At 26.2% G+C, this 22677-nt stretch carries 20 protein-coding genes, 1 tRNA gene and 1 pseudogene; 18 read left to right on the forward strand and 4 right to left on the reverse strand.

Translation table 11 applies throughout. The features are described 5' to 3' along the window. Nucleotides 1–157 precede the first annotated feature (157 nt). From mnmG to atpC, 9 genes are all read left to right on the forward strand, one after another. Nucleotides 158–2047: a tRNA uridine-5-carboxymethylaminomethyl(34) synthesis enzyme MnmG gene (mnmG, locus tag AB4W77_RS00005; protein WP_367681452.1), complete on the forward strand. Its 1890-nt coding sequence runs from the start codon at nt 158–160 to the stop codon at nt 2045–2047. A gap of 520 nt (nt 2048–2567) precedes the next feature. Further along, nucleotides 2568–3389 carry a F0F1 ATP synthase subunit A gene (gene atpB, locus AB4W77_RS00010; protein WP_367681453.1) on the forward strand — a complete coding sequence of 274 codons (822 nt, stop codon included), beginning with the start codon at nt 2568–2570 and terminating at the stop codon, nt 3387–3389. Nucleotides 3390–3425: 36 nt separating this feature from the next. Further along, nucleotides 3426–3665 carry a F0F1 ATP synthase subunit C gene (atpE, locus tag AB4W77_RS00015; protein WP_265197191.1) on the forward strand — a complete coding sequence of 80 codons (240 nt, stop codon included), beginning with the start codon at nt 3426–3428 and terminating at the stop codon, nt 3663–3665. Between the two features lie 124 nt (nt 3666–3789). Then, nucleotides 3790–4260: a F0F1 ATP synthase subunit B gene (locus AB4W77_RS00020; protein WP_367681454.1), complete on the forward strand. Its 471-nt coding sequence runs from the start codon at nt 3790–3792 to the stop codon at nt 4258–4260. Nucleotides 4261–4277: 17 nt separating this feature from the next. Then, nucleotides 4278–4811, forward strand: coding sequence for a F0F1 ATP synthase subunit delta (locus tag AB4W77_RS00025; protein WP_367681455.1), 534 nt, complete (start codon nt 4278–4280; stop codon nt 4809–4811). Between the two features lie 15 nt (nt 4812–4826). Beyond that, nucleotides 4827–6368, forward strand: coding sequence for a F0F1 ATP synthase subunit alpha (gene atpA / locus AB4W77_RS00030; RefSeq protein ID WP_367681456.1), 1542 nt, complete (start codon nt 4827–4829; stop codon nt 6366–6368). A gap of 35 nt (nt 6369–6403) precedes the next feature. Next, entirely contained in the window at nt 6404–7279 is an 876-nt protein-coding gene (gene atpG / locus AB4W77_RS00035; protein ID WP_367681457.1) for a F0F1 ATP synthase subunit gamma, read from the forward strand. 23 nt (nt 7280–7302) lie between these two features. Further along, complete coding sequence (atpD, locus tag AB4W77_RS00040; protein WP_367681458.1) at nt 7303–8706, forward strand: F0F1 ATP synthase subunit beta; 1404 nt, start codon at nt 7303–7305, stop codon at nt 8704–8706. Between the two features lie 32 nt (nt 8707–8738). Then, nucleotides 8739–9152 (forward strand): ATP synthase F1 subunit epsilon, encoded by a 414-nt coding sequence (atpC, locus tag AB4W77_RS00045; RefSeq protein ID WP_367681459.1) that lies wholly within the window; start codon nt 8739–8741, stop codon nt 9150–9152. A gap of 145 nt (nt 9153–9297) precedes the next feature. Here the strand turns inward: atpC and gyrB are convergent, their stop codons facing one another. From gyrB to dnaA, 3 genes are all read right to left on the reverse strand, one after another. After that, nucleotides 9298–11709 (reverse strand): DNA topoisomerase (ATP-hydrolyzing) subunit B, encoded by a 2412-nt coding sequence (gene gyrB / locus AB4W77_RS00050; protein ID WP_367681460.1) that lies wholly within the window; start codon nt 11707–11709, stop codon nt 9298–9300. Nucleotides 11710–11949: 240 nt separating this feature from the next. Continuing rightward, nucleotides 11950–13053: a DNA polymerase III subunit beta gene (dnaN, locus tag AB4W77_RS00055; RefSeq protein ID WP_367681461.1), complete on the reverse strand. Its 1104-nt coding sequence runs from the start codon at nt 13051–13053 to the stop codon at nt 11950–11952. Between the two features lie 4 nt (nt 13054–13057). Continuing rightward, complete coding sequence (gene dnaA / locus AB4W77_RS00060; protein ID WP_367681462.1) at nt 13058–14422, reverse strand: chromosomal replication initiator protein DnaA; 1365 nt, start codon at nt 14420–14422, stop codon at nt 13058–13060. Between the two features lie 476 nt (nt 14423–14898). On the opposite strand from dnaA, the gene rpmH reads away from it, so the two are divergent. From rpmH to mutH, 6 genes and pseudogenes are all read left to right on the forward strand, one after another. Continuing rightward, the gene (rpmH, locus tag AB4W77_RS00065; protein WP_367681463.1) at nt 14899–15042 is read left to right on the forward strand and encodes a 50S ribosomal protein L34; all 144 of its coding nucleotides are present in this window, start codon (nt 14899–14901) and stop codon (nt 15040–15042) included. An 11-nt stretch (nt 15043–15053) separates the two neighbouring features. Beyond that, a pseudogene (gene rnpA, locus AB4W77_RS00070) lies at nt 15054–15396 on the forward strand (ribonuclease P protein component). Then, nucleotides 15375–15635: a membrane protein insertion efficiency factor YidD gene (gene yidD / locus AB4W77_RS00075; RefSeq protein WP_367681464.1), complete on the forward strand. Its 261-nt coding sequence runs from the start codon at nt 15375–15377 to the stop codon at nt 15633–15635. Before rnpA ends, yidD begins: the two are co-directional and overlap by 22 nt. After that, nucleotides 15635–17230, forward strand: a complete 1596-nt coding sequence (yidC, locus tag AB4W77_RS00080; protein ID WP_367681695.1) for a membrane protein insertase YidC — start codon at nt 15635–15637, stop codon at nt 17228–17230. Before yidD ends, yidC begins: the two co-directional genes overlap by 1 nt. A 65-nt stretch (nt 17231–17295) precedes the next feature. Then, entirely contained in the window at nt 17296–18666 is a 1371-nt protein-coding gene (gene mnmE, locus AB4W77_RS00085; RefSeq protein WP_367681465.1) for a tRNA uridine-5-carboxymethylaminomethyl(34) synthesis GTPase MnmE, read from the forward strand. A gap of 73 nt (nt 18667–18739) precedes the next feature. Continuing rightward, entirely contained in the window at nt 18740–19420 is a 681-nt protein-coding gene (gene mutH, locus AB4W77_RS00090; RefSeq protein WP_367681466.1) for a DNA mismatch repair endonuclease MutH, read from the forward strand. Nucleotides 19421–19459: 39 nt separating this feature from the next. Here the strand turns inward: mutH and AB4W77_RS00095 are convergent. Continuing rightward, nucleotides 19460–19532 (reverse strand) — tRNA-Phe (locus tag AB4W77_RS00095). A 433-nt stretch (nt 19533–19965) separates the two neighbouring features. On the opposite strand from AB4W77_RS00095, the gene AB4W77_RS00100 reads away from it, so the two are divergent. The 3 genes from AB4W77_RS00100 to efp all read left to right on the forward strand — a co-directional run bounded on the left by AB4W77_RS00100 (nt 19966) and on the right by efp (nt 22639). Continuing rightward, nucleotides 19966–20259, forward strand: a complete 294-nt coding sequence (locus tag AB4W77_RS00100) for a co-chaperone GroES (protein WP_367681467.1) — start codon at nt 19966–19968, stop codon at nt 20257–20259. 49 nt (nt 20260–20308) lie between these two features. Further along, entirely contained in the window at nt 20309–21952 is a 1644-nt protein-coding gene (groL, locus tag AB4W77_RS00105) for a chaperonin GroEL (protein WP_367681468.1), read from the forward strand. 120 nt (nt 21953–22072) lie between these two features. Then, complete coding sequence (efp, locus tag AB4W77_RS00110; RefSeq protein ID WP_367681696.1) at nt 22073–22639, forward strand: elongation factor P; 567 nt, start codon at nt 22073–22075, stop codon at nt 22637–22639. Nucleotides 22640–22677: the final 38 nt, after the last annotated feature.

Here is a 22677-nt window from a genome sequence, read left to right on the forward strand (position 1 = left end):
TTTTTACTATTTAATAAAAGAGATATCAATGAAATTAATGTATTCTTATTTTTTATTACTCTTTAGCTAAATATATCTCTTTTATATTAATTTTATTTTTTGTATTATAGATGAAATAATTCTAATTTTTATTTTTTAATTGACTAAGGTTTATTGAATGTTTAATCGTTTTGATGTTATTATTATTGGAGGGGGGCATGCAGGAACAGAAGCATCAATGGCTTCTGCAAGAATGGGTTATAAGACTATTTTATTAACCCAAAAAATACAGAGTTTAGGTTTTTTATCTTGTAATCCTGCTATAGGTGGTATTGGTAAAAGTCATTTAGTTAAAGAAATTGACGCATTAGGTGGTATTATGGCGAAAGCAATTGATTATTCTGGTATTCAGTTTAGAATACTCAATGCTAAAAAGGGTCCAGCTGTAAGAGCTACTCGAGCACAAGCAGATAGAAAATTATATTCTGATTTTATAAAAAAAACTTTAAAAAATCAAAACAACTTATTAGTTTTTGAAGCAGAGGTGGAAGATTTAATTATTAAAAAAGAAACTATTTTAGGTGTAAAAACGACAAATAAAGTTAATTTTTATGCAAGAGCTGTTGTCTTAACAACTGGCACATTTTTAGGAGGTAAAATTTATATAGGTATTAATAATAAACATGAAGGAGGACGTATAGGTCATGCATCATCTAAAATTTTAGCAAATCGGTTAAGAGATTTACCATTTCGAGTTGGTAGATTAAAGACAGGAACTCCTCCACGAATAGATGTTAATAGCATAAATTTTAAAAATCTTTTAATTCAGAAAGGAGATATTCCTGTACCTGTATTTTCGTTCATTGGTAAAAAATCACAACATCCTCGTCAGGTACCTTGTTATATTACTCATACGAATGAATTTACGCATGAAATCATACGAAAAAATTTACATCAAAGTCCCATGTATACAGGAGAAATAAAAGGTATTGGTCCTCGTTATTGTCCTTCTATTGAAGATAAAATAGTGCGTTTTTCTAATCGTTCTTCTCATCAAATTTTTTTGGAACCAGGAGGATTAACTGTCAATGAAATTTACCCTAATGGTATTTCTACTAGTCTTCCTTTAAATATTCAATATGAATTTGTTAAATCCATAGAAGGTTTAGAAAAAGCAAAAATAATACAACCGGGATATGCTATAGAATATGATTTTTTTGATCCAAGAGATTTAAAACCTACTTTGGAAAGTAAATTTATCAAGGGTTTATTTTTTGCTGGACAAATCAATGGTACTACTGGTTATGAAGAAGCTGCTGCTCAAGGATTGTTAGCTGGATTAAATGCTGCTTTGTATTCTTCTGATTCTGATTCTTGGTTTCCTTTAAGAAGCGAAGCTTACTTAGGAGTTTTAGTAGATGATTTATGTACTAGAGGAACCCAAGAACCTTATAGAATGTTTACAGCAAGGGCAGAGTATCGATTAATTTTAAGAGAAGATAATGCTGATTTACGTTTAACTGAAATAGGTCGAAATTTAGGTTTAGTAAATGATGAAAGATGGATACGTTATAATGAAAAAGTTTTATTGATTAACAAAGAACTTAATCGGTTGGAAAAATTAATTGTTTATCCTAATTCTTTAGAGATAGATAAATTGAATGAATTTTTAGAAAAAAAATTAATGAAATTATCTAATGTTAAAGATTTATTAAAGAGACCTGAAGTGACTTATCGGAAACTTATGGAATTGCCTTATTTTGGACCTGGATTATCAGATTTAGAATCTGCTAAACAAGTTGAAACTCAGATAAAATATGAAGGTTATATTGTTCGTCAAAAAGATGAAATAAATAGACATGTAAATCATGAAAATACACTTTTATCGGGTATATCAGATTATCGTAATGTAAAAGGTTTATCTAATGAAGTAATTTCACAATTAAATCTTTATAAACCTATTTCTATTGGTCAAGCATCACGTATTTCAGGTATTACATCAGCGGCAATTTCTGTTTTATTAATTTATATAAAAAAAAATTGTCATAAAGATGTTATTCGTTCATAAATTAATTTATAAAATTTTAATCAAGAATAATTGCTAAATAATTTTTAATTTTTAATTATATTTTTAAAATTTGAAATATAAATAATAATATTCTTTATTTTTTATAATAAAATATAATTAGTTATTATTTATTTAATTTTAAAATTTTTATATTATTTAAATTAAAATTCAAAAGTATTTAATTTATAGAAATAAATATATTTTTCTATATTAAAAAAGCATGTAATATTTATTACTTTTAATAATAATATATCGACATTATGTATTAGTTAATATTATATTTTTTATGAAATAATTTTTTATATTATTCATCAGAATTAATTTTATATAAATAATATTTTTATTTTTTATTTAATATTAATTAAATATTAAATTGTAATTTAATAAGGAATATAATTATTTTTTTATTAATATTAAAATATATTATAAAAATACCATATAGTAAGTTAATTAATTAAATATTTTTTAATTCTTAAAATATGGGTATTATTTATTAATTGATAGCATATAGGAGTCAAAAATGGCTTCAGGAGAAACATTTAATCCTCAGACATATATTAGTCATCATTTAAATCATTTGCAGATGGATTTACGTACTTTTACATTAGTTTCTACGGAAGATACTATTTCAAATAATTTTTGGATATTAAATCTTGATTCGATATTTTTTTCTATTTTATTAGGTTTTTTATTTCTTATTTTTTTTTATAAAATTTCTAAAAACATGACTTATGGTATACCCAATAAGTTACAAGTGTTTGTTGAATTAATTATCGGGTTTATTAATAGTAACGTAAAAGAAATGTATGGGGAAAAAAGTAATTTAATTGCTCCTTTATCATTAACGGTATTTGTATGGATTTTTCTTATGAATTTTATGGATTTATTTCCTGTTGATTTATTTCCTTTAGTTAGTGAGTCTGTTTTTCATTTTTCAGCTTTACGTATAGTTCCATCTTCAGATATTAATGTCACTGTATCTATGTCTGTTAGTATTTTTTTACTAATTTTGTTTTATAGTTTTAGAATGAAAGGTGCAATCTGTTTTTTAAAAGAATTGACAATGCAACCATTTAATCATCCTTTTTTTTTGTTAATAAATGTTATATTAGAGATTGTTAATTTATTATCAAAACCAGTTTCTTTAGCATTGCGACTGTTTGGTAACATGTATGCGGGAGAAATGATTTTTATTTTAATTGCTGGTTTACTTCCATGGTGGTTACAATGGATTTTAACTGTACCTTGGGCAATTTTTCATATTTTAATAATTTCACTTCAAGCATTTATTTTTATGGTATTAACTATTGTTTATTTATCGATGGCTTCAAAGAAGCACTGATTAAAATTATATATTTAGTACATCTTGGAGATTTTCATGGAAAATTTAAGTCCAGATATGATTTATATAGCAGTATCTATTATGATAGGATTAGCAGCAATAGGAGCAGCTATTGGTATTGGAATTTTGGGGAGTAAATTTATAGAAGGTGCAGCACGGCAACCAGATTTGGTTCCTTTATTACGTACCCAATTTTTTATTGTTATGGGTTTAGTAGATGCTATTCCAATGATAGCTGTTGGTCTTGCTTTATATATATTATTTGCTATTGCTTAATTTGAGTATTATTATTTAAGTAAATGTTTTTTAAATTTAAATAATAATTAATAAAAAATCTTTGCATTATTTTAATAATGCAAAGATTTAAGATTTATTTTAAAATCAATTAAGGTGTAAAATTGTGAATCTTAATTCTACTATTTTAGGACAAGCTATTTCATTCTTTTTATTTGTTTGGTTTTGTATGAAATACATATGGCCTCCTATTTTAATAACTATAGAAAAAAGGCAGAAAAATATTTCTGATAGTTTAAATTTTATAAAAAAAGAAAAAGAAAATTTAAAAATAGATCAAGAAAAAGTAAAAAAAGAAATTGAAAATCAAAAGAAAGCAGCATTTAATTTCATTAATGAAGCAAAGAAACAACGTAACATTATTTTAGAAGAAGCCAGAAAAAGTGCAGAAAAAGAAAAAAATAAATTTATGATAAAAGCGCGTTCTGATATTGATTTAGAACGTATAAAAATGCAAGAAGAGTTAATTCAGTATGTAGAGAACATAGCCATTTTAATGGCTGAAAAAGTTATACAAAGATCTATAAAAAAAAATAAAAATAATGATATTATTAAAGAATTAATTACTAATTTATAAGGAATTTTTTATTTCTAATGTGTGAATACAGAAGTGTAGCCAATATTTATGCAAAAGCTATATTTGCGTTAGCAGTAGAAGAAAAAAAAATGGATCTTTGGCAAAATATGTTGTTGTTTGCTGTTAGTATTTCTAAAGATTTAAAAATAAAAAGTTTGTTAGCAGGTGTATTATCAGCGGAATATATAGCAAATGTATTTATAACATTATGTGGAGATCAAATTAATTTGAAGTGTCAAAATTTAATTAAAATAATGGCTGCAAATAAACGATTATTTTTATTAAATAATGTTTTATCGGAATTCATTAATTTAAAAAATAATTTTAATAAATTTTTAGAAGTTAAGATTATATCGGCATATGTATTAAATTCGTCACAACTAAAAAATATTTCTTTGTTTTTGGAAAAAAAGTTTAATAGAAAAATTAATTTAAAAAAAAGTGTGAAGAATTCTATTATTGATGGTTTTATTATTAAAGTAAACGATCTTGTGATTGATATGTCTATTCGTAATCGTTTAAAACAATTACAGAATTTTTTAAATTATTGAGAGAATCATAAAGGTATGCATTTAAATTCTAGTGAGATCAGTGAATTAATTAAAAAACGTATAGCTCAATTCAAGATAGTTAATGAAGTATACAATGAAGGTACTATTATTTCAGTAAGTGATGGAATCATAAAAATATATGGTTTGTCTAATGTTATGCAAGGAGAGATGATTTTATTACCTGGAAATGAATATGCAATTGCTTTGAATTTAGAAAGAGATACTGTGGGTGCTATTGTTATGGGTCCGTATACTCACATTACAGAAAATACTCAAGTAAAGTGTACAGGTCGTATTTTAGAAGTTCCGGTAGGAGAAAAATTTTTAGGAAGAGTAGTCAATGCTCTTGGACAACCTATTGACGGAAAAGGTGTTATTAAAAATGATATTTTTTCTCCTGTTGAAGTAAATGCACCAGGTGTAATAGATAGAATATCGGTTACTCAACCTATTTTAACAGGTTATAAATCCATAGATGCAATGGTTCCTATTGGTTGTGGACAACGAGAATTAATTATCGGAGATCGTCAAACAGGAAAAACTGCTTTGGCTATAGATACAATTATTAATCAAAATAAATCGGGAATTCGATGTATTTATGTATCTATAGGTCAAAAAAATTCGACGGTAGCCAATGTTGTAAAAAAATTAGAAAATTATGGAGCTTTATCCAACACTATAGTAGTTGTGGCTTCTGCATCTGAATCTGCTGCATTGCAATATTTGGCACCATATGCAGGTTGTACAATGGGTGAATATTTTCGGAATATCGGTAAAAATGCTTTAATTGTTTACGATGATTTATCTAAGCATGCTATTGCTTATCGTCAAATATCTTTATTATTAAGACGTCCACCAGGAAGAGAAGCTTTTCCTGGAGATATTTTTTATTTGCATTCTCGATTATTAGAGAGATCAGCTTGTGTTAATGAAATATTTGTTGAAAATTTTACTAAAGGGAAAATACAAGGTAGAAAAGGTTCTTTAACGGCTTTACCTATTATTGAAACTCAAGGTGGTGATGTATCTGCTTTTGTTCCTACTAATGTTATTTCTATTACTGATGGACAGATTTTTCTAGAATCTAATTTGTTTAATTCTGGAATTCGTCCAGCTGTTAATCCAGGAATCTCTGTATCTCGTGTCGGTAGTGCAGCACAAAGCAATATAATTAAAAAATTATCTATCGGAATTCGAACTGCTCTTGCTCAGTATCGAGAACTAGCATCTTTTTCTCAATTTTCTTCTGATTTAGATGAAATTACAAGAAAACAATTGATTTATGGTAAAAAATTAACTGAATTGTTAAAACAAAAACAATATTGTCCATTATCAATAGCAGAACAGTCAGTAGTTTTTTTTGCTGCAGATCGAGGGTTCCTCGATAATATTGAATTAGAAAAAATTTCTGATTTTGAAGAATCTATATTAAATTATTTTAATCAAAAACATTTTTATTTACTAAAAAAAATTAATGAAGATAAAATATTAACTAAAAATATAGAACAAACGTTAATGTCATTAATAGAAGAATTTAAGTCTACTCAATGTTGGTAACTATTTTAAAATACATAGTATTTTAAGGACTTAAAATGGTAGCAGAAAAAGAAATTTACAATAAAATCAGTAGTATAAAAAATACAAAAAAAATCACTAAAGCTATGGAAATGGTAGCTGTTTCTAAAATGAGAAAAACAGTAAAAAGAATGCATATAAGACGTCCGTATTCTACTATGATAAAGAAAATTATAAATCATCTTATTCAAGCTAATTTAGAACATAAGCATATTTATTTAGAAAAAAGAACTGTTAAACGTATTGGTTTAATTATTATATCAACAGATAGAGGATTATGCGGTAGTTTAAATACCAATCTTTTTAAGAAAGTATTAATTAAGATAAAAAAGTATTCAGAAAAAAATGTTATCTCCGATTTAATAATTTTTGGTGTAAAAGGATTCAATTTTTTTAATAAATGTAGTGGTAATATTATTACTTCTGTTACGAATGTAGGTGATAAACCAAGTTTATCTGATTTTACTCATGCAATAAAAATTATTTTACAAATGTATAAAAATAAAGTGATTGATAAATTATTTTTAGCTAATAATGAATTTAATAATACTATAATTTATACTCCAATGATAAATCAATTATTACCTTTACTGAAAAAAGATATTAAAAAAGAAGGTTTATGTCAGAAATGGGATTATTTATATGAACCAGATTCTAATTTATTATTAGATTTTTTATTGAATCGTTATGTTGAATCTCAAATATATCAAGGTATATTAGAAAATATAGCTAGTGAGCAATCAGCACGTATGATAGCTATGAAAATGGCAACCGATAATAGTGGCAAAATTATTAAAGAATTAAAGTTAATTTATAATAAAACGCGACAAGCCAGTATTACTAGAGAATTAACAGAAATTATTTCAGGAGCTTCTGCAGTTTCATTAACTTAATAAATTTTTTTGAGGTTTTAGCAATGGCTGTAGGGAAAATTATTCAAATAATAGGTGCGGTAGTAGATGTAGAATTTTCTCCAGGATTAGTTCCGAATATATATAATGCTTTAGAAGTTAAAGATAAGGATGTAAATTTAATATTAGAAGTACAACAGCAATTAGGTTCAGGGGTTGTTCGAACAATTGCTATGGGTTCCTCTGATGGTTTAAAACGTGGATTATCTGTTGTTGATTTAAAACATGCTATTAAAGTTCCGGTAGGAAAAGCAACTTTAGGTCGTATTATAGATGTTTTAGGCAATCCTATCGATATGAAAGGACCTGTAATAGAAAAAGATGGTAGAAGTACTGAATATTGGGAAATTCACAGACCAGCTCCTAGTTATGAAGAACAACTTGGTTCTCAAGATATTTTAGAAACAGGGATTAAAGTTATTGATTTGATCTGTCCATTTTCGAAAGGTGGAAAGGTAGGTTTATTTGGAGGAGCAGGTGTTGGTAAAACAGTAAATATGATGGAATTAATTCGAAATATTGCTATTGAGCACGCTGGCTATTCAGTATTTACAGGAGTTGGAGAAAGAACACGTGAAGGTAATGATTTTTATCATGAAATGAGAGTTTCCAATGTATTAGATAAAGTATCATTAGTTTATGGACAAATGAATGAACCTCCTGGCAATCGATTAAGGGTAGCTTTTACCGGTTTAACTTTAGCAGAAAAATTTCGAGATGAAGGGAAAGATGTTTTATTATTTATTGATAATATATATCGCTATACATTAGCTGGAACAGAAGTTTCAGCTTTACTTGGTAGAATGCCATCTTCTGTAGGATATCAACCTACATTAGCTGAAGAAATGGGAACGTTACAAGAACGTATTACTTCTACAAAAAAAGGTTCTATTACTTCCGTTCAAGCTGTTTATGTACCTGCTGATGATTTAACTGATCCTTCTCCTGCTACAACATTTGCACATTTAGATTCAACAGTAACTTTAAGTAGACAGATAGCTAGTTTAGGAATATATCCTGCTGTCGATCCTTTAAACTCTACCAGCCGTTATTTAGATCCTAATATTATAAGCTTTGATCATTATGAAACAGCTCGCACAGTTCAAGAAATATTACAAAGATATCAAGAACTAAAAGATATAATTGCAATATTAGGAATGGATGAATTATCAGAAGAAGATAAATTATTAGTATCACGAGCTCGAAAAATACAGCGTTTTTTATCACAGCCATTTTTTGTAGCAGAAGTATTTACTGGATTTCCAGGAAAATATGTATCTTTAAAAAACACTATCTTTGGTTTTAAAGAAATCATAAATGGTAATTGCGATTATTTACCGGAGCAAGCTTTTTATATGGTTGGAACTATTGAAGAAGTGATAGAAAAAGCAAAAACATTGTCTTCATAAAGCGATTATTAGGTGTTTTTGGGAAAATTGTCATGACTTATCAATTAAATGTAGTGAGTTTTGAAACAAATATTTTTTCTGGTTTAGTGAAAAAAATACAGATAACTGGCAGTGAAGGAGAACTTGGTATATATCCAGGACATACTCCATTATTAACGTTTATAAAACAATCTGGTTATATCTGTTTTTTAAATAATCTAGGAAAAAAAGAATACGTTTATATTTCTGGCGGTATTTTAGAAGTACAGCCATTTGAAGTTACTGTTTTAGCTGATATTGCTATTAGAGCAATGGATTTAGATAAAAATTTTATTTTAGAAGAAAAACGAAAATATGAAGAATTAATAAAGAAAAGTGATGAGTCTACCGATAAAAAAAACATAATGCAAAAATTAAAGGTGATATTGGCGAAACTTCATATTATTCAAATAATGGAGAGATCTTAATAGTTAAAGTAATTTTTTAGCGGCAGGTTTTTTAGTTTCTTCCTGTCGCATATTTTTATATTATCTTTTAAAAAAAATATTGATATAGTATATATTGATGTAGATATATAATTATATTATTTATTTTTAATTTAAATTATGTTTTTTAGATATCTATATTTTCTACTTTTAGAGCATTTTTTTCTATAAAGTTTCTTCTAGGTTCTACAGCATCTCCCATCAATGTAGAAAATAATTTATTAGCAGAATAAGCGTCTTTAATATTTACTTGAAGCATTCTTCTGGTATTTGGATTCATAGTTGTATTCCATAATTGTTCTGGATTCATTTCACCTAATCCTTTATAACGTTGAATAGAAATTCCTTTTTGAGATTGTTTTATTAATTTTTCTAATAATATTTCTAAATTATCAATATTGTATGTATTTTCTCCTTTCTTTATAAACGCTTTTTGTTCTGTTAATTGAGATATTTTTTTATGTATTTTACAAATTTTCCGATATTCTATACTTTGAAAAAATGTAAAGTCTAATTTGTGTATTTTAATTAAGGAGTATTTTGAAATTTTTATTATTGGAATAAATAATTTATTATTTTTATCAAATTGAATATCACTAGTATAAATAAAAGATTTTTTTTCTTTTTTATTTAAGTCATTGACTAATTTATTTATCCAACTTTTTACTACATTTTTATTTTCTAAAGAAAGTAAAGAAGGTTGATAAATTAGTTCGTTTAAGATAATTAATGGATGTTGATCTTTAATGGATTGTATTGTTTTTTGAATGTTATTATATTGATTAATTAATTTTTTTAATTCATTATTAAGAATACGTATTGTAGAATTATTTTTTATTTGCAAAGAAGCATCTTCCAGTGCTATTTGTATTTGATATTTTCTCAAAGATTCATCATCTTTTATATAACGCTCTTTTTTCCCTTTTTTTATTTTATACAGAGGAGGTTGAGCAATATAAAGATATCCTTTTTCTATAATTTCTGGAATTTGTCGATAAAAAAAAGTAAGTAATAAAGTTCGAATATGAGATCCGTCAATATCAGCATCTGTCATGATAATAATACTATGATATCTTAGTTTTGTTAAATTGTATTCATTTTTTCCTATACTACATCCTAAAGCGGTGATCAAAGTGGCAATTTCTTGAGAAGACAGCATTTTCTCAAAACTAGATTTTTCTACATTTAATATTTTTCCTTTAAGTGGTAAAATTGCTTGATTTTTTCTATTTCTTCCTTGTTTTGCAGAACCTCCTGCTGAATCTCCTTCTACTAAATAGATTTCAGATAAGACAGGATTTTTTTCTTGACAATCAGCAAGTTTTCCAGGTAATCCATTAATATCTAAGGATCCTTGTTTTCTACTGATTTCACGAGCTCGACGAGCAGCATCTCTAGCTCGAGCTGCGTCTATAATTTTATTAGAAATAATTTTAGCATCTTGTGGATTTTCTAGAAGATATGCTAACAGATGTTCATTCATTAAGGATTCTACGACGTATTTAACTTCAGAAGATATTAGTTTTTCTTTTGTTTGAGATGAAAATTTAGGATTAGGAATTTTTATTGAAATAATAGCAATTAATCCTTCACGAGTATCATCGCCTGTAACAACAATTTTTGTTTTTTTATTGTAGCCTTCTTTTTCTATGTAAGTATTTAATGTTCGTGTTATTGCTGTTCTGAAACCTATCAGATGTGTTCCACCATCTTCTTGTGAAATATTATTAGTAAAACAATATATATTTTCCTGAAAAGAATTGTTCCATTGCATTGCAATTTCGACAGATATACTATTTTTTGTAGCATTAAAATAAAATACATTTGTGTGAATAGGAGTTTTATTTTTATTTAAAAAATTTATAAAGGATTTTATTCCGCCTTGATAGTGATAGTGATCATGAATATTTCTTTTTATATCTACAAGAAAAATTGCTATACCTGGATTAAGAAAAGATAATTCGCGTAATCTTTTAGATAAAATTTCATATTTAAATGTAGTAACGTTAGTGAATGTTTGATGACTGGGCCAAAATCTTATTTCTGTACCAGTTATTTTAGTTTTTCCTATTATTGACAAATTATTTTGGGGTTTTCCATATGTATAGAATTGTTGATATATTTTATTATTTCTGTAAATATTTAATTCCAATTTTTCAGATAATGCATTAACTACAGATATACCTACTCCATGTAGTCCTCCTGATACTTTATAAGAATCGTTATCAAATTTTCCTCCAGCATGAAGTACTGTCATAATTACTTCAGCAGCAGATATACCTGCATCAGGATGAACATCAACGGGAATACCTCTTCCGTTATCTTTTACTGAAATTGAGTTATCTTGATTTATAGTTACGATGATTTCTGTGCAATATCCGGCTAATGCTTCATCAATGGAATTATCTACTACTTCAAATACCATGTGATGTAATCCTGTTCCATTATCGGTATTACCAATATACATGCCAGGGCGTTTTTTTACTGCTTCTAAACCTTTTAGAATTTTAATACTAGATGAGTTATAGGATTTAGACATAAAACCTCTTTTTATTGATTAATGATTTATCGTTAATGTATTTAAAAGTAACAAAATATAGTATTAATTGTAAAAAATTAATTTTTTATATTAAATTCAATTTATTTTTTAAAATATTGCAATTTTAATATAATAAAATTTAATATAAGAATATTACTATCCGATTTTAACTATTTTATTGTTCAAAAAATTATTAAAAATAATGTTTTTAATATAATAAATAGATTAGTGTTTTTTATTTTAAATATGCAAAGGCATTATAATATAGGAAACAGAAGATATTTTATCTTCTTCTAATTGAATTTTAGAAGTATTTTTTTGCATTAAAAAATACACATTTTGACCGGTAAGTGTATTTAATACGTCTAAAACATAATTGACATTAATATTAATTCTAAAATCAACGTTTGCGAAGTAGATTAAATCAATTATTTCTTTTGCTTCTTCTTCTTCTTGATTTTTAGCGCTAATTTCTAATCTTCCATGGTTTAAATGTAAATGAACACCGTGGATATTTTGATTAGATAAGATTGCTACTCGCGATAATGATTTTTTTAGTGTGCTAATTTTTACCCCTATAATCTTAATTGGATAATTTAATAGAATTGTGTTGTAATTTGGAAAAACTCCTGAAATTAATTTAGATGTCAATATAATATTTTCTATTTTTATTCGAATATTATTTTTTCCTATTAAAATATGTAATAAAGATTCATTGTTATGTAATAATCGGACTAGTTCTAAGATACTTTTTCTCGGTATAATAATTGAACAAGAAGAGTTTGAAAAATTAATAGGTGTATTGTATATAGCCATACGATAACCGTCTGTTGTAACGGTACGAAAATTATTTTCTTTAATATCAAATAACATACCATTAAGATAATATCGTATATCTTGGTTTGCCATAGAAAATTGAGTTGCAAGAATCATTTTTTTTAAGATATATTGGGATATATAGAATTCTTTTTCATGTTCAAATTGACATAAATTAGGAAAATTTTTTGGTGATATTGTAATTAATGAAAAATAACTGTTATTTGAGATAATATTAATTTTATTATTTTTTTTTTCTATTTGAATTATTGATTGATTTGGTAAATTACGGCAAATATTTAATAATTTTTTTCCAGAAACAACAATATTGCCTGTTTGATAAACATAATTTATTGGTATTTTAGTAATTATTTCTGTTTCTAAATTAGTAGCAGTTAATGATAATATGTTTTCTTTTATTTCTATTAATATATTTTCTAATATGGGAAAAGATGGATTTTTAACCAATATAGATCCTACTTGTTGAAGACCTTTTAATAGGTCATTTTTTTTTATATTAAATTTCATAAGGTTATGAAGATATTGTTAGTATTAAATTAGAAAAATCTGTTAAAATATTAATATTTTCTTTACAAAGTTGTTCTACTTTTCGGCAGGCGTGTAATACAGTAGTATGGTCTCTTCCTCCAAAAGCATCGCCAATTTCAGGTAAACTGCAATTGGTAAGTTTTTTTGACATTGCCATTGCTATTTGTCTTGGTCGAGCAACTGAGCGGGAACGACGTCTAGATAATAAATCAGATACTTTGATTTTATAATATTCTGCTACCTTTTTTTGAATTTTATCGATAGTAATTAATTTTTCTTTTATTTTAAACATGTCTTTTAGAGTTTCACGTACAAAATCTATTGTAATTATGCGACTAGTAAAATTTGCATTAGCTATCACACGATTTAAGGCACCTTCTAATTCACGTACATTTGATCTTAATCTTTTTGCAATAAAAAAAGCAACTTCATCTGGCAAATTGATGTTATTTTCTTGTGCTTTATTAATTAGAATATTAATTCTAGTTTCTAATTCAGGAGGATTAATAGAAATAGTTAAACCCCATCCAAATCTTGATTTTAGGCGATCTTCTATTCCATTAATTTCTTTAGGATAGTGATCTGAAGTTAATATTATTTGTTGTTTTCCTTCTATAAGAGAATTGAAAGTATGAAAAAATTCTTCTTGAGATCGTTCTTTATTAGCAAAAAATTGGATATCATCAATTAGTAATGCATCGACTGAACGATAGTATATTTTAAAATCTTCTATGGTATTATTTTTTAAAGATCTCACCATATCTTCTACGAAACGTTCGGAATGCATATAAACTACTTTAGAATTAAATTGATGTTTTAGCATTTTATTTCCTGCAGCATGTAATAAATGTGTTTTTCCTAATCCTGTTTTTCCATATAAAAATAGCGGATTATATAAAATTCCAGGATTATTAGTTACTTGATATATTGCTGTAAGTGCAAGTTGATTTGATTTTCCTGATATAAAATTAGAAAATTTATGTTTTTTATTAATATTAGAACAATAAGATATTTTCTTTGATATTGATATATTATCCCATAATAGTGATTTTTTTTTATATTGATGATGTAATTTTATTAATTTTCTAATATCTTTTTTTTTGTATGTACCTTTGACTCTAAATATAAGTATAGGTGCATTTTGACCACAGAAATTGTATAGTAATTGTTTGATATTCGTAAGATATTTATCTTTTACCCAGTCTAATACAAATTTATTGGATGCAGATAATTCCAATATATTTTTTTTTAATTTGGCTTTTAGTGGACGTATCCATATACTAAATTCTGTTGGTGACAGAATAGCCTGTAAGCAAGTAAGACATTGTTGCCAAAGTGAAAATGACACGGTCAACTCCACACAAACAAAATTAATAAGGAATAAAATTATTTAAAATAATGAATGTATTTATCGCGTATTTATGCATAAAATATTTTTGAAGTTTTTATATTCATTTTTTTACAGTTATATTATGTAAGATTTATAATAAAAGAATGAATTTTTAGTAAAAATTTTTTTATGTTTTTGATTTCACTTTTTATCTAACAGGATTATTATGGAGATGAGCTTGTTATTTAATTTAAATTTTATTTTTTAATGAAATGAAATATTATGTCAAAATAAAAATTTTGAATATTTGAAAACATTTTTTGTTTATAATTAATCAATTATTGATCATGTTAATATTTATATGATGTGCAAAGATTTTTATAAAGTTTATTGACTCAATAAAGAAGAATTATTATTCTTGTTATCATAATAAAAATAAATATTTTATATATTTATAAAATGAATTATTAAATAAAAAGAGGTAAATAATAGTTATGAAACGTACCTTTCAACCTTCTATTTTAAAAAGAAATCGTTCGCATGGATTTCGTGTTCGTATGGCTACGAAAAATGGTCGTCATATTTTGGCTCGTAGACGCGCTAAATCACGTGTTTTTTTAACTGTTTCTTCTAAATAGAAGTTATTACAATGATTCGTTTCTATTTCAAAAAGAAGTTTCGTTTATCTACTCCAGCTAATTTTGGTTTTGTATTTGAAAAATCGGTAAAGTTAGAAACATTAGAAATAATAATGTTAAGTAGGTTAAATTTTTTAGAATATTCACGTCTTGGTTTAAGCATAAAAAAAAAATGTTAAATATGCTCATGATAGAAATAGATTAAAAAGATTAATTCGAGAAAGTTTTAGGTTATCTCAACATAAAATTCTTAAAATGGATTTTGTTGTTATAGTAAAAAAAAGCGCTATAAAATTGAATAGTTTTTTATTAAGAAAAAAACTGGAGAAATTATGGTTAAATTATTATCAATAATTTCTAATTTTTTAATATTTGTGATTATTATATATCAACAATGTATTAGTATTTTTTTAAAACCTTGTTGTCGTTTTTATCCTAGCTGTTCACAATATGCATTAAATGTATTACAGAAATTTAATTTAGTAAAGAGTATATATTTAATATTAAAAAGAGTATTGCAATGTCATCCTTTTTATTTTTATAAAAATGATATTGTATCAAAAAATGCAAAAAATAAAAGAGAATATAAATGATGGATCTACAACGTAATATTTTGATCTTTTTTTTTTTATTATGTTCTTTTTTATTGTGGCAATCATGGAAAGTAGAAATTAATCCAAAATCATCCGTTATTCAGGTAAAAGAAAATAAAAAGAGATTATTTATTCCAATAATAGAAGAGAAAAAGAATATTTTTATAAAAACAGATACTATATTTTTAAGTATTAATCGGTATGGAGGAGATATAGATCAAGCTAGTTTACTTGAATATAAGGATAAATTACATTCTTTACAGTGTTTTAGATTACTTGAAACGAAATCTGATTTTTTTTATCAAGCACAAAGTGGTTTAACTGGAAAGGATGGTCCAGATAATCCACATTATGGTACACGACCTATTTATGTTAGTGCTAAAAGTTACTTTAAATTGAATAAAGGGCAGAAGGAATTACGTGTTCCAATGGTTTGGATTGGAAAGAATGGGGTTATTTTTACAAAGATTTTTATATTTAAATCCGGGTCTTATGATATTACGGTTCAGTATGAAATTAAAAATAGTACTAACAAAATTTTAGAATGCTCTATGTTTGGACAATTAAAACAAACTATTAATTTGCCAAAGAGTGGAAATTTTTATAGTAAGAATTTTGCATTGCAAAGTTTTCGAGGAGCTGCTTATTCTACTGAAAATAGCAAATTTAACAAATATAAATTTAATAATATCGTTAGAAACGAGAATTTATATCTTCAAACAAAAAATGGTTGGATAGCTATGTTACAACAATATTTTGTTGCTGCTTGGATACCACAATCAAAAGGTATGAATGTTATATATACATCTCACTTTAATCACGATATTGTAGCTATTGGATATAAGTCTGATAAAATTTATATTATGCCTAACGAAAATTATAAAATACATGCAAATTTATGGATAGGTCCAGAAATTCAAGAAAAAATGGCTATTTTATCTCCTGGTCTTGACTTAACTGTAGATTACGGTTTTTTATGGTTTTTATCTCAGCCATTGTTCAGATTTTTGAAATTATTATATAATATTATAGGTAATTGGGGTATTTCTATTATTGTTATTACTTTAATTATGAGGGGGATACTTTATCCTTTAACTAAAGTACAATATATTGCAATGGCAAAAATGCGTGAATTACAACCTAAAATTGACGATTTAAAAAATAAGTTTTCAGATGATAAAAATAGTTTTAATAAAGCAATGATGAATCTTTATCAGCAGGAAAAAATAAATCCTTTTGGTGGGTGTTTACCTTTGTTGATACAAATGCCTATTTTTTTAGCATTGTATTATATGCTTATGAGTTCTATAGAATTACGTCATGCGCCTTTTTATTTATGGATTCAGGATTTATCAGATCAAGATCCTTATTATATTTTACCTATAATAATGGGTTTTACAATGTTTTGTATTCAAAAAATGTCACCAAATAATATATCTGATCCGGTACAACAAAAATTTTTAAATCTTGTCCCTATTTTATTTTCTATATTTTTTCTATGGTTTCCTTCTGGTTTGGTTTTATATTATATTGTCAGTAATATTATAACTATTGTACAACAAAAATTAATTTTTTATTATTTAGAAAAAGAATGATTTTTTAAGTATAATATATTTTTTTATATTATAAAAAATACATTAAATAAGGTGATGTTTATCATATGGTATATGATAAAAATGTTACAATAATAGCACAAATTACTCCTCAAGGAAGAGGTGGAGTAGGTATCTTAAGAATTTCAGGAGAACGTTCTAAAGAAGTTGCTTTAAAAGTATTAGGGAAAATGCCAAAAACACGATGTGTGAATCATATGTTTTTTTTAGATAGCAATGGATTAATCTTAGATAAAGGGATAGCTTTGTGGTTTGATAAACCAAATTCTTATACCGGTGAAGATGTATTAGAGTTACAGGGGCACGGTAGTCCAGTAATATTGGATTTACTTATTAAACATATTACTTTAATTACTGGAGTTAGAATTGCTAGACCTGGTGAATTTTCAGAACGTGCTTTTTTAAATGGTAAAATAGATTTAGCTCAAGCTGAATCCATAGTAGATTTGATCAATGCTACATCTGAAAAAGTAGCAAAGTTATCTTTACAATCTTTACAAGGAGTTTTTTCTTCTAAAATTTCCAGGTTAATGGATAGTATTACCCAAATACGTGTAAATTTAGAGGCTGGAATAAATTTTCCAGAAGAAGAAATGACTCTTTTTTTTGAAGAAGATATTGATAAGCAATTAAATACTATTATTTTGTCTATTAATAAAATTTTAAATATATCGAATCAGGGAAGAATATTAAGAGAAGGTATAAAAGTTGTAATAGCTGGACCGGCTAATGCTGGTAAGTCAAGTTTATTTAATTCTTTGTCTTTTTCTAATTCTGCTATTGTCACTAATCAAAAAGGTACCACTCGTGATATATTACGAGAATATGTAAATATTGATGGTATTCAATTTGAATTAGTTGATACAGCTGGATTACGTAGTACTGATAATGAAATAGAGTCTATTGGCATTGAACGTGCGTATAAGGAAATGGAATTAGCCGAACATATTTTATTTGTGATCGATAGTACATTAGATAAATTAATTCAACATAAAACGTATTCTGATTTTTGTCGTACTGTGAAAAATAAGTGTGCTATAACTGTGATTTTAAATAAATCAGATTTAACTTCCCAAAAAGCTAGTATTAAAAATATAAATGGACAAACATTTATTTCTTTATCTGCATATACTAGTGATGGAATAGATTTATTACGTCGATATTTAAAGAAAAAAAATTTAGCATCATGTGAAAATACAGAAGGTATTTTTTTAGCTCGACGTCGTCATCTTAATGCATTAAATTCTGCATTAAAAGTAATTTCTGAAAGTAAAGAAAATTGGAAAATATCTAAAAAATGGGAATTATTAGCTGAGGATTTACGTATAGCTCAAAATTTATTAGGTCAAATATTGGGTATTTTTACTACTGATGATTTATTAGAAAATATTTTTTCTGAATTTTGCATTGGGAAATAAATAGTTATAATAAATAAATTTTTATTTAGATAAAAAATGATGTTATTAATAATATTTTTAAGGTTTGAGTAGGATGAGTTACTTTTGTGCTCCACCTATAAATGAAAAAATACTTCTTAAATTTGCGAATGAATTATCAGGACATTCTTTAGGAGAATTATCTTCTATAATATTGAAGATGGTACCTAATACATTAAAAAAAAATAAAGCATTTACAGGACATCTTTTAGAAAAAATATTAGGGGCTAATATTGGAAGCAAAGTACAACAAGATTTTTCAGATATTGGAGTTGAATTAAAAACTGTTCCTGTTAATAAAAAAGGAGTTGTTTTAGAATCTACTTTTATTTGTAGTGTTCCATTAATTAAAAATATTGCTTTAATATGGAGTAATTCTTTTTTTTATGAAAAAATAAGACGAATACTTTGGATTCCTATTCAGGGAGATAATAGCGTTTCATTATCAGATAGATTAATTGGAAAACCTTTTCTTTGGACTCCTGATAGTGTCCAAGAAAATTTAATAAGATGTGATTGGGAAGAATTTATGGATTTAATTATATTAGGGAAAGTAGAAGAGATAACGGGAAGTCATGGAGAAGTGTTATATATTTTAAAAAGATCAATAAATTATTCTTATTTAACTCGTGCTATAGGAAAGGATGGTTCAGTCATTTATATTGAACCACGGTGTTTTTATTTTAGAAAAAAATTTACTTATTCAGTATTAAAAAAAAATTTTAAATGTTTTTAAAAAAAATATTTTTTACATAATTGGTATATATTTGAATTATGCCCGAAGGCGGAATTGAACCACCGACACGGGGATTTTCAGTCCCCTGCTCTACCAACTGAGCTATTCGGGCATGATTTTATTAATACATTAAACTTAAAGTTCTGTCAATAATTTTATTATGTCTTAATATAAATTAACGTATTTTATATATTAAAAATTTTTGATATTATTTAATCTAATGTTTATTTTTTTTAAAATTTTAATTTTTTAATTATTTTTGAGTAATAAAATTATTAATAATTTTAAATTTAGAAAATTTTATTAAAAATAATAAAAACATTTGTTTATATATTATTATAAATAATTGATAATTTTAAAAAATTATTAATGCTAGAAATATACGAAAATAAATAATTTTAATACAATGAAATAAAAAAGAATAATACCCCTTGAAAGTTTCAATTAGCATCCATATATAATATACATACAAAGATATATATTATATATTTTACTTTTTTGATTATGTTGATTACATAATAGCAACTTAAAAGAGGAAATTTTAAATGAAAATTCGTCCTTTGCATGATAGAGTTATTATTAAAAGACAAGAAGTAGAATCTAAGTCAGCTGGTGGAATTGTGTTGACAGGTTCAGCAGCAGGAAAGTCTACTAGAGGAATAGTTACAGCAGTAGGTAATGGTCGAGTTTTAGATAATGGTGAATTAAAAGCACTTGATGTTAAAATTGGTGATACCGTTATTTTTAGTGAAGGATATGGTGCAAAAGTTGAGAAAATTGATAATGAAGAATTTTTAATTTTAACTGAAAGTGATATTTTAGCAGTGGTTGAAGATTAGATTTTAGGTGTTTACTATAATTTAATTTAAATTATTTAAGGAAAATAAAATGGCAGCTAAAGATGTAAAATTTGGTAATGAAGCACGTGTGAAAATGCTTCGTGGTGTAAATGTTTTAGCAGATGCAGTAAAAGTAACTTTGGGACCAAAAGGTAGAAATGTAGTTTTGGATAAGTCATTTGGGGCTCCTAGTATTACCAAAGATGGAGTTTCTGTAGCTCGTGAAATAGAATTAGAAGATAAATTTGAAAACATGGGTGCACAAATGGTAAAAGAAGTAGCATCTAAAGCAAATGATGCTGCAGGTGACGGTACTACCACAGCTACTTTATTAGCTCAGGCTATTGTTAATGAAGGTTTAAAAGCTGTAGCAGCTGGAATGAATCCAATGGATTTAAAAAGAGGAATCGATAAAGCTGTTATTTGTGCTGTAGAAGAGTTAAAAAAATTATCTGTTCCATGTTCTGATTCTAAAGCAATTACTCAAGTAGGTACAATTTCTGCTAATGCTGATGAAAAAGTAGGGGTTTTAATTGCGGATGCGATGGAAAAAGTAGGTAATGATGGAGTAATTACTGTTGAAGAAGGAACAGGTTTAGAAAATGAATTAGAAGTTGTGAAAGGTATGCAATTTGATAGAGGTTATTTATCTCCTTATTTTATTAATAAGCCTGAAACAGGTATTGTAGAATTAGAAAATCCTTATATTTTAATGGCAGATAAAAAAATATCTAATATTCGAGAATTATTGCCATTATTAGAATCAGTTGCAAAATCTAGTAAACCTTTATTAATTATTTCAGAAGATTTAGAAGGTGAAGCTTTAGCTACTCTAGTAGTGAATTCTATGAGAGGCATAGTAAAAGTAGCTGCAGTAAAAGCACCTGGTTTTGGTGATAGACGTAAATCTATGTTACAAGATATTGCTGTTTTAACAGCTGGAAATGTAATATCTGAAGAATTAGCAATGGAATTAGAGAAATCTACCTTAGAAGATTTAGGACAAGCTAAAAGAGTTGTAATTAATAAAGATACAACTACTATTATTGGTGGAATAGGTGAAAAATATTCTATTAAAAATAGAGTATCTCAAATACGTCAAGAAATTCAAGAAGCAACTTCTGATTATGATAAAGAAAAATTAAATGAACGTCTAGCTAAATTATCAGGAGGAGTAGCTGTATTAAAAGTAGGTGCTGCTACAGAAGTAGAAATGAAAGAAAAGAAAGCTCGTGTAGAAGACGCATTGCATGCTACTCGTGCGGCGGTTGAAGAAGGTGTTGTTCCTGGTGGTGGTGTTGCTTTAGTTCGTGTAGCTCAAAAAATTTCTAGTATATTAGGTCAAAATGAAGATCAAAACGTAGGAATTCGTGTTGCTCTAAGAGCTATGGAAACTCCTTTACGTCAAATTGTTTCTAATTCAGGTGCAGAACCATCTGTAGTAACTAACAATGTTAAAGATGGTAAAGGTAATTATGGTTATAATGCAGCTACTGATAAATATGGTGATATGATAGGATTTGGTATCTTAGATCCTACTAAGGTGACAAGATCAGCATTACAATATGCTTCTTCGGTTGCTGGTTTAATGATTACAACAGAATGTATGGTAACTGATTTACCAAAAGAAGAAAAACCTGATTTAAGTTCATCACCTGCTGGTGGAATGGGTGGTATGGGCGGTATGATGTAGTTTTTTTTAAAAAAATTATAATTTCTCTCCTAAATACAATTGATAGTATTAGGAGAGAAAAATTGTGTTAATAGAATATTCATTTTTAATAATAGATATTATGTTAAATAAAGATTCATGATTATTACATACACTAGTAGTAATTTACGTGCAGGTTTAAAGGTAATATTTAATCAAGAACCTTATGTTGTAAATTCTAATCAATTAGTCAAACCAGGTAAAGGTCAAGCATTTGCTCGTGTAAAATTACGAAATTTATTAACTGGTAAATTAATTGAAAAAACGTTTAAATCTACAGATTTTTTAGAAGTAGCAAATATTATAGATATATTTTTATTATATTTATATCGTGATATAGATTATTTTATTTTTATGAATAATAATACTTTTGAGCAAATATTGGTTCATAAAAAAATATTACGTAAAAATTATAAATGGTTGTTAGAACAAAAAAATTATCTAGTTACTTTATGGAATAATCAGCCTATAAAAGTCGGCATGAATAATTTTGTTGAGTTAAAGGTAATAAATGTGAATCCGGAAATTAAAGGCGATAGGATCAGTCGTATTAGTAAATTTGCAAAATTAAGTACTGGAGCAATAGTAAAAGTCCCACTTTTTATTCAAGAGAATGATATTATTAAAATAGATACTCGTTCTGGAGAGTATGTATCGAGACAAAAATAAATATTTTTTAGAATGGATCATGAATATATTAATCATTT

The organism is Buchnera aphidicola (Pemphigus immunis) (genome assembly GCF_964059115.1).
GTDB classification, from domain to species: Bacteria; Pseudomonadota; Gammaproteobacteria; order Enterobacterales; family Enterobacteriaceae; genus Buchnera_C; species Buchnera_C aphidicola_C.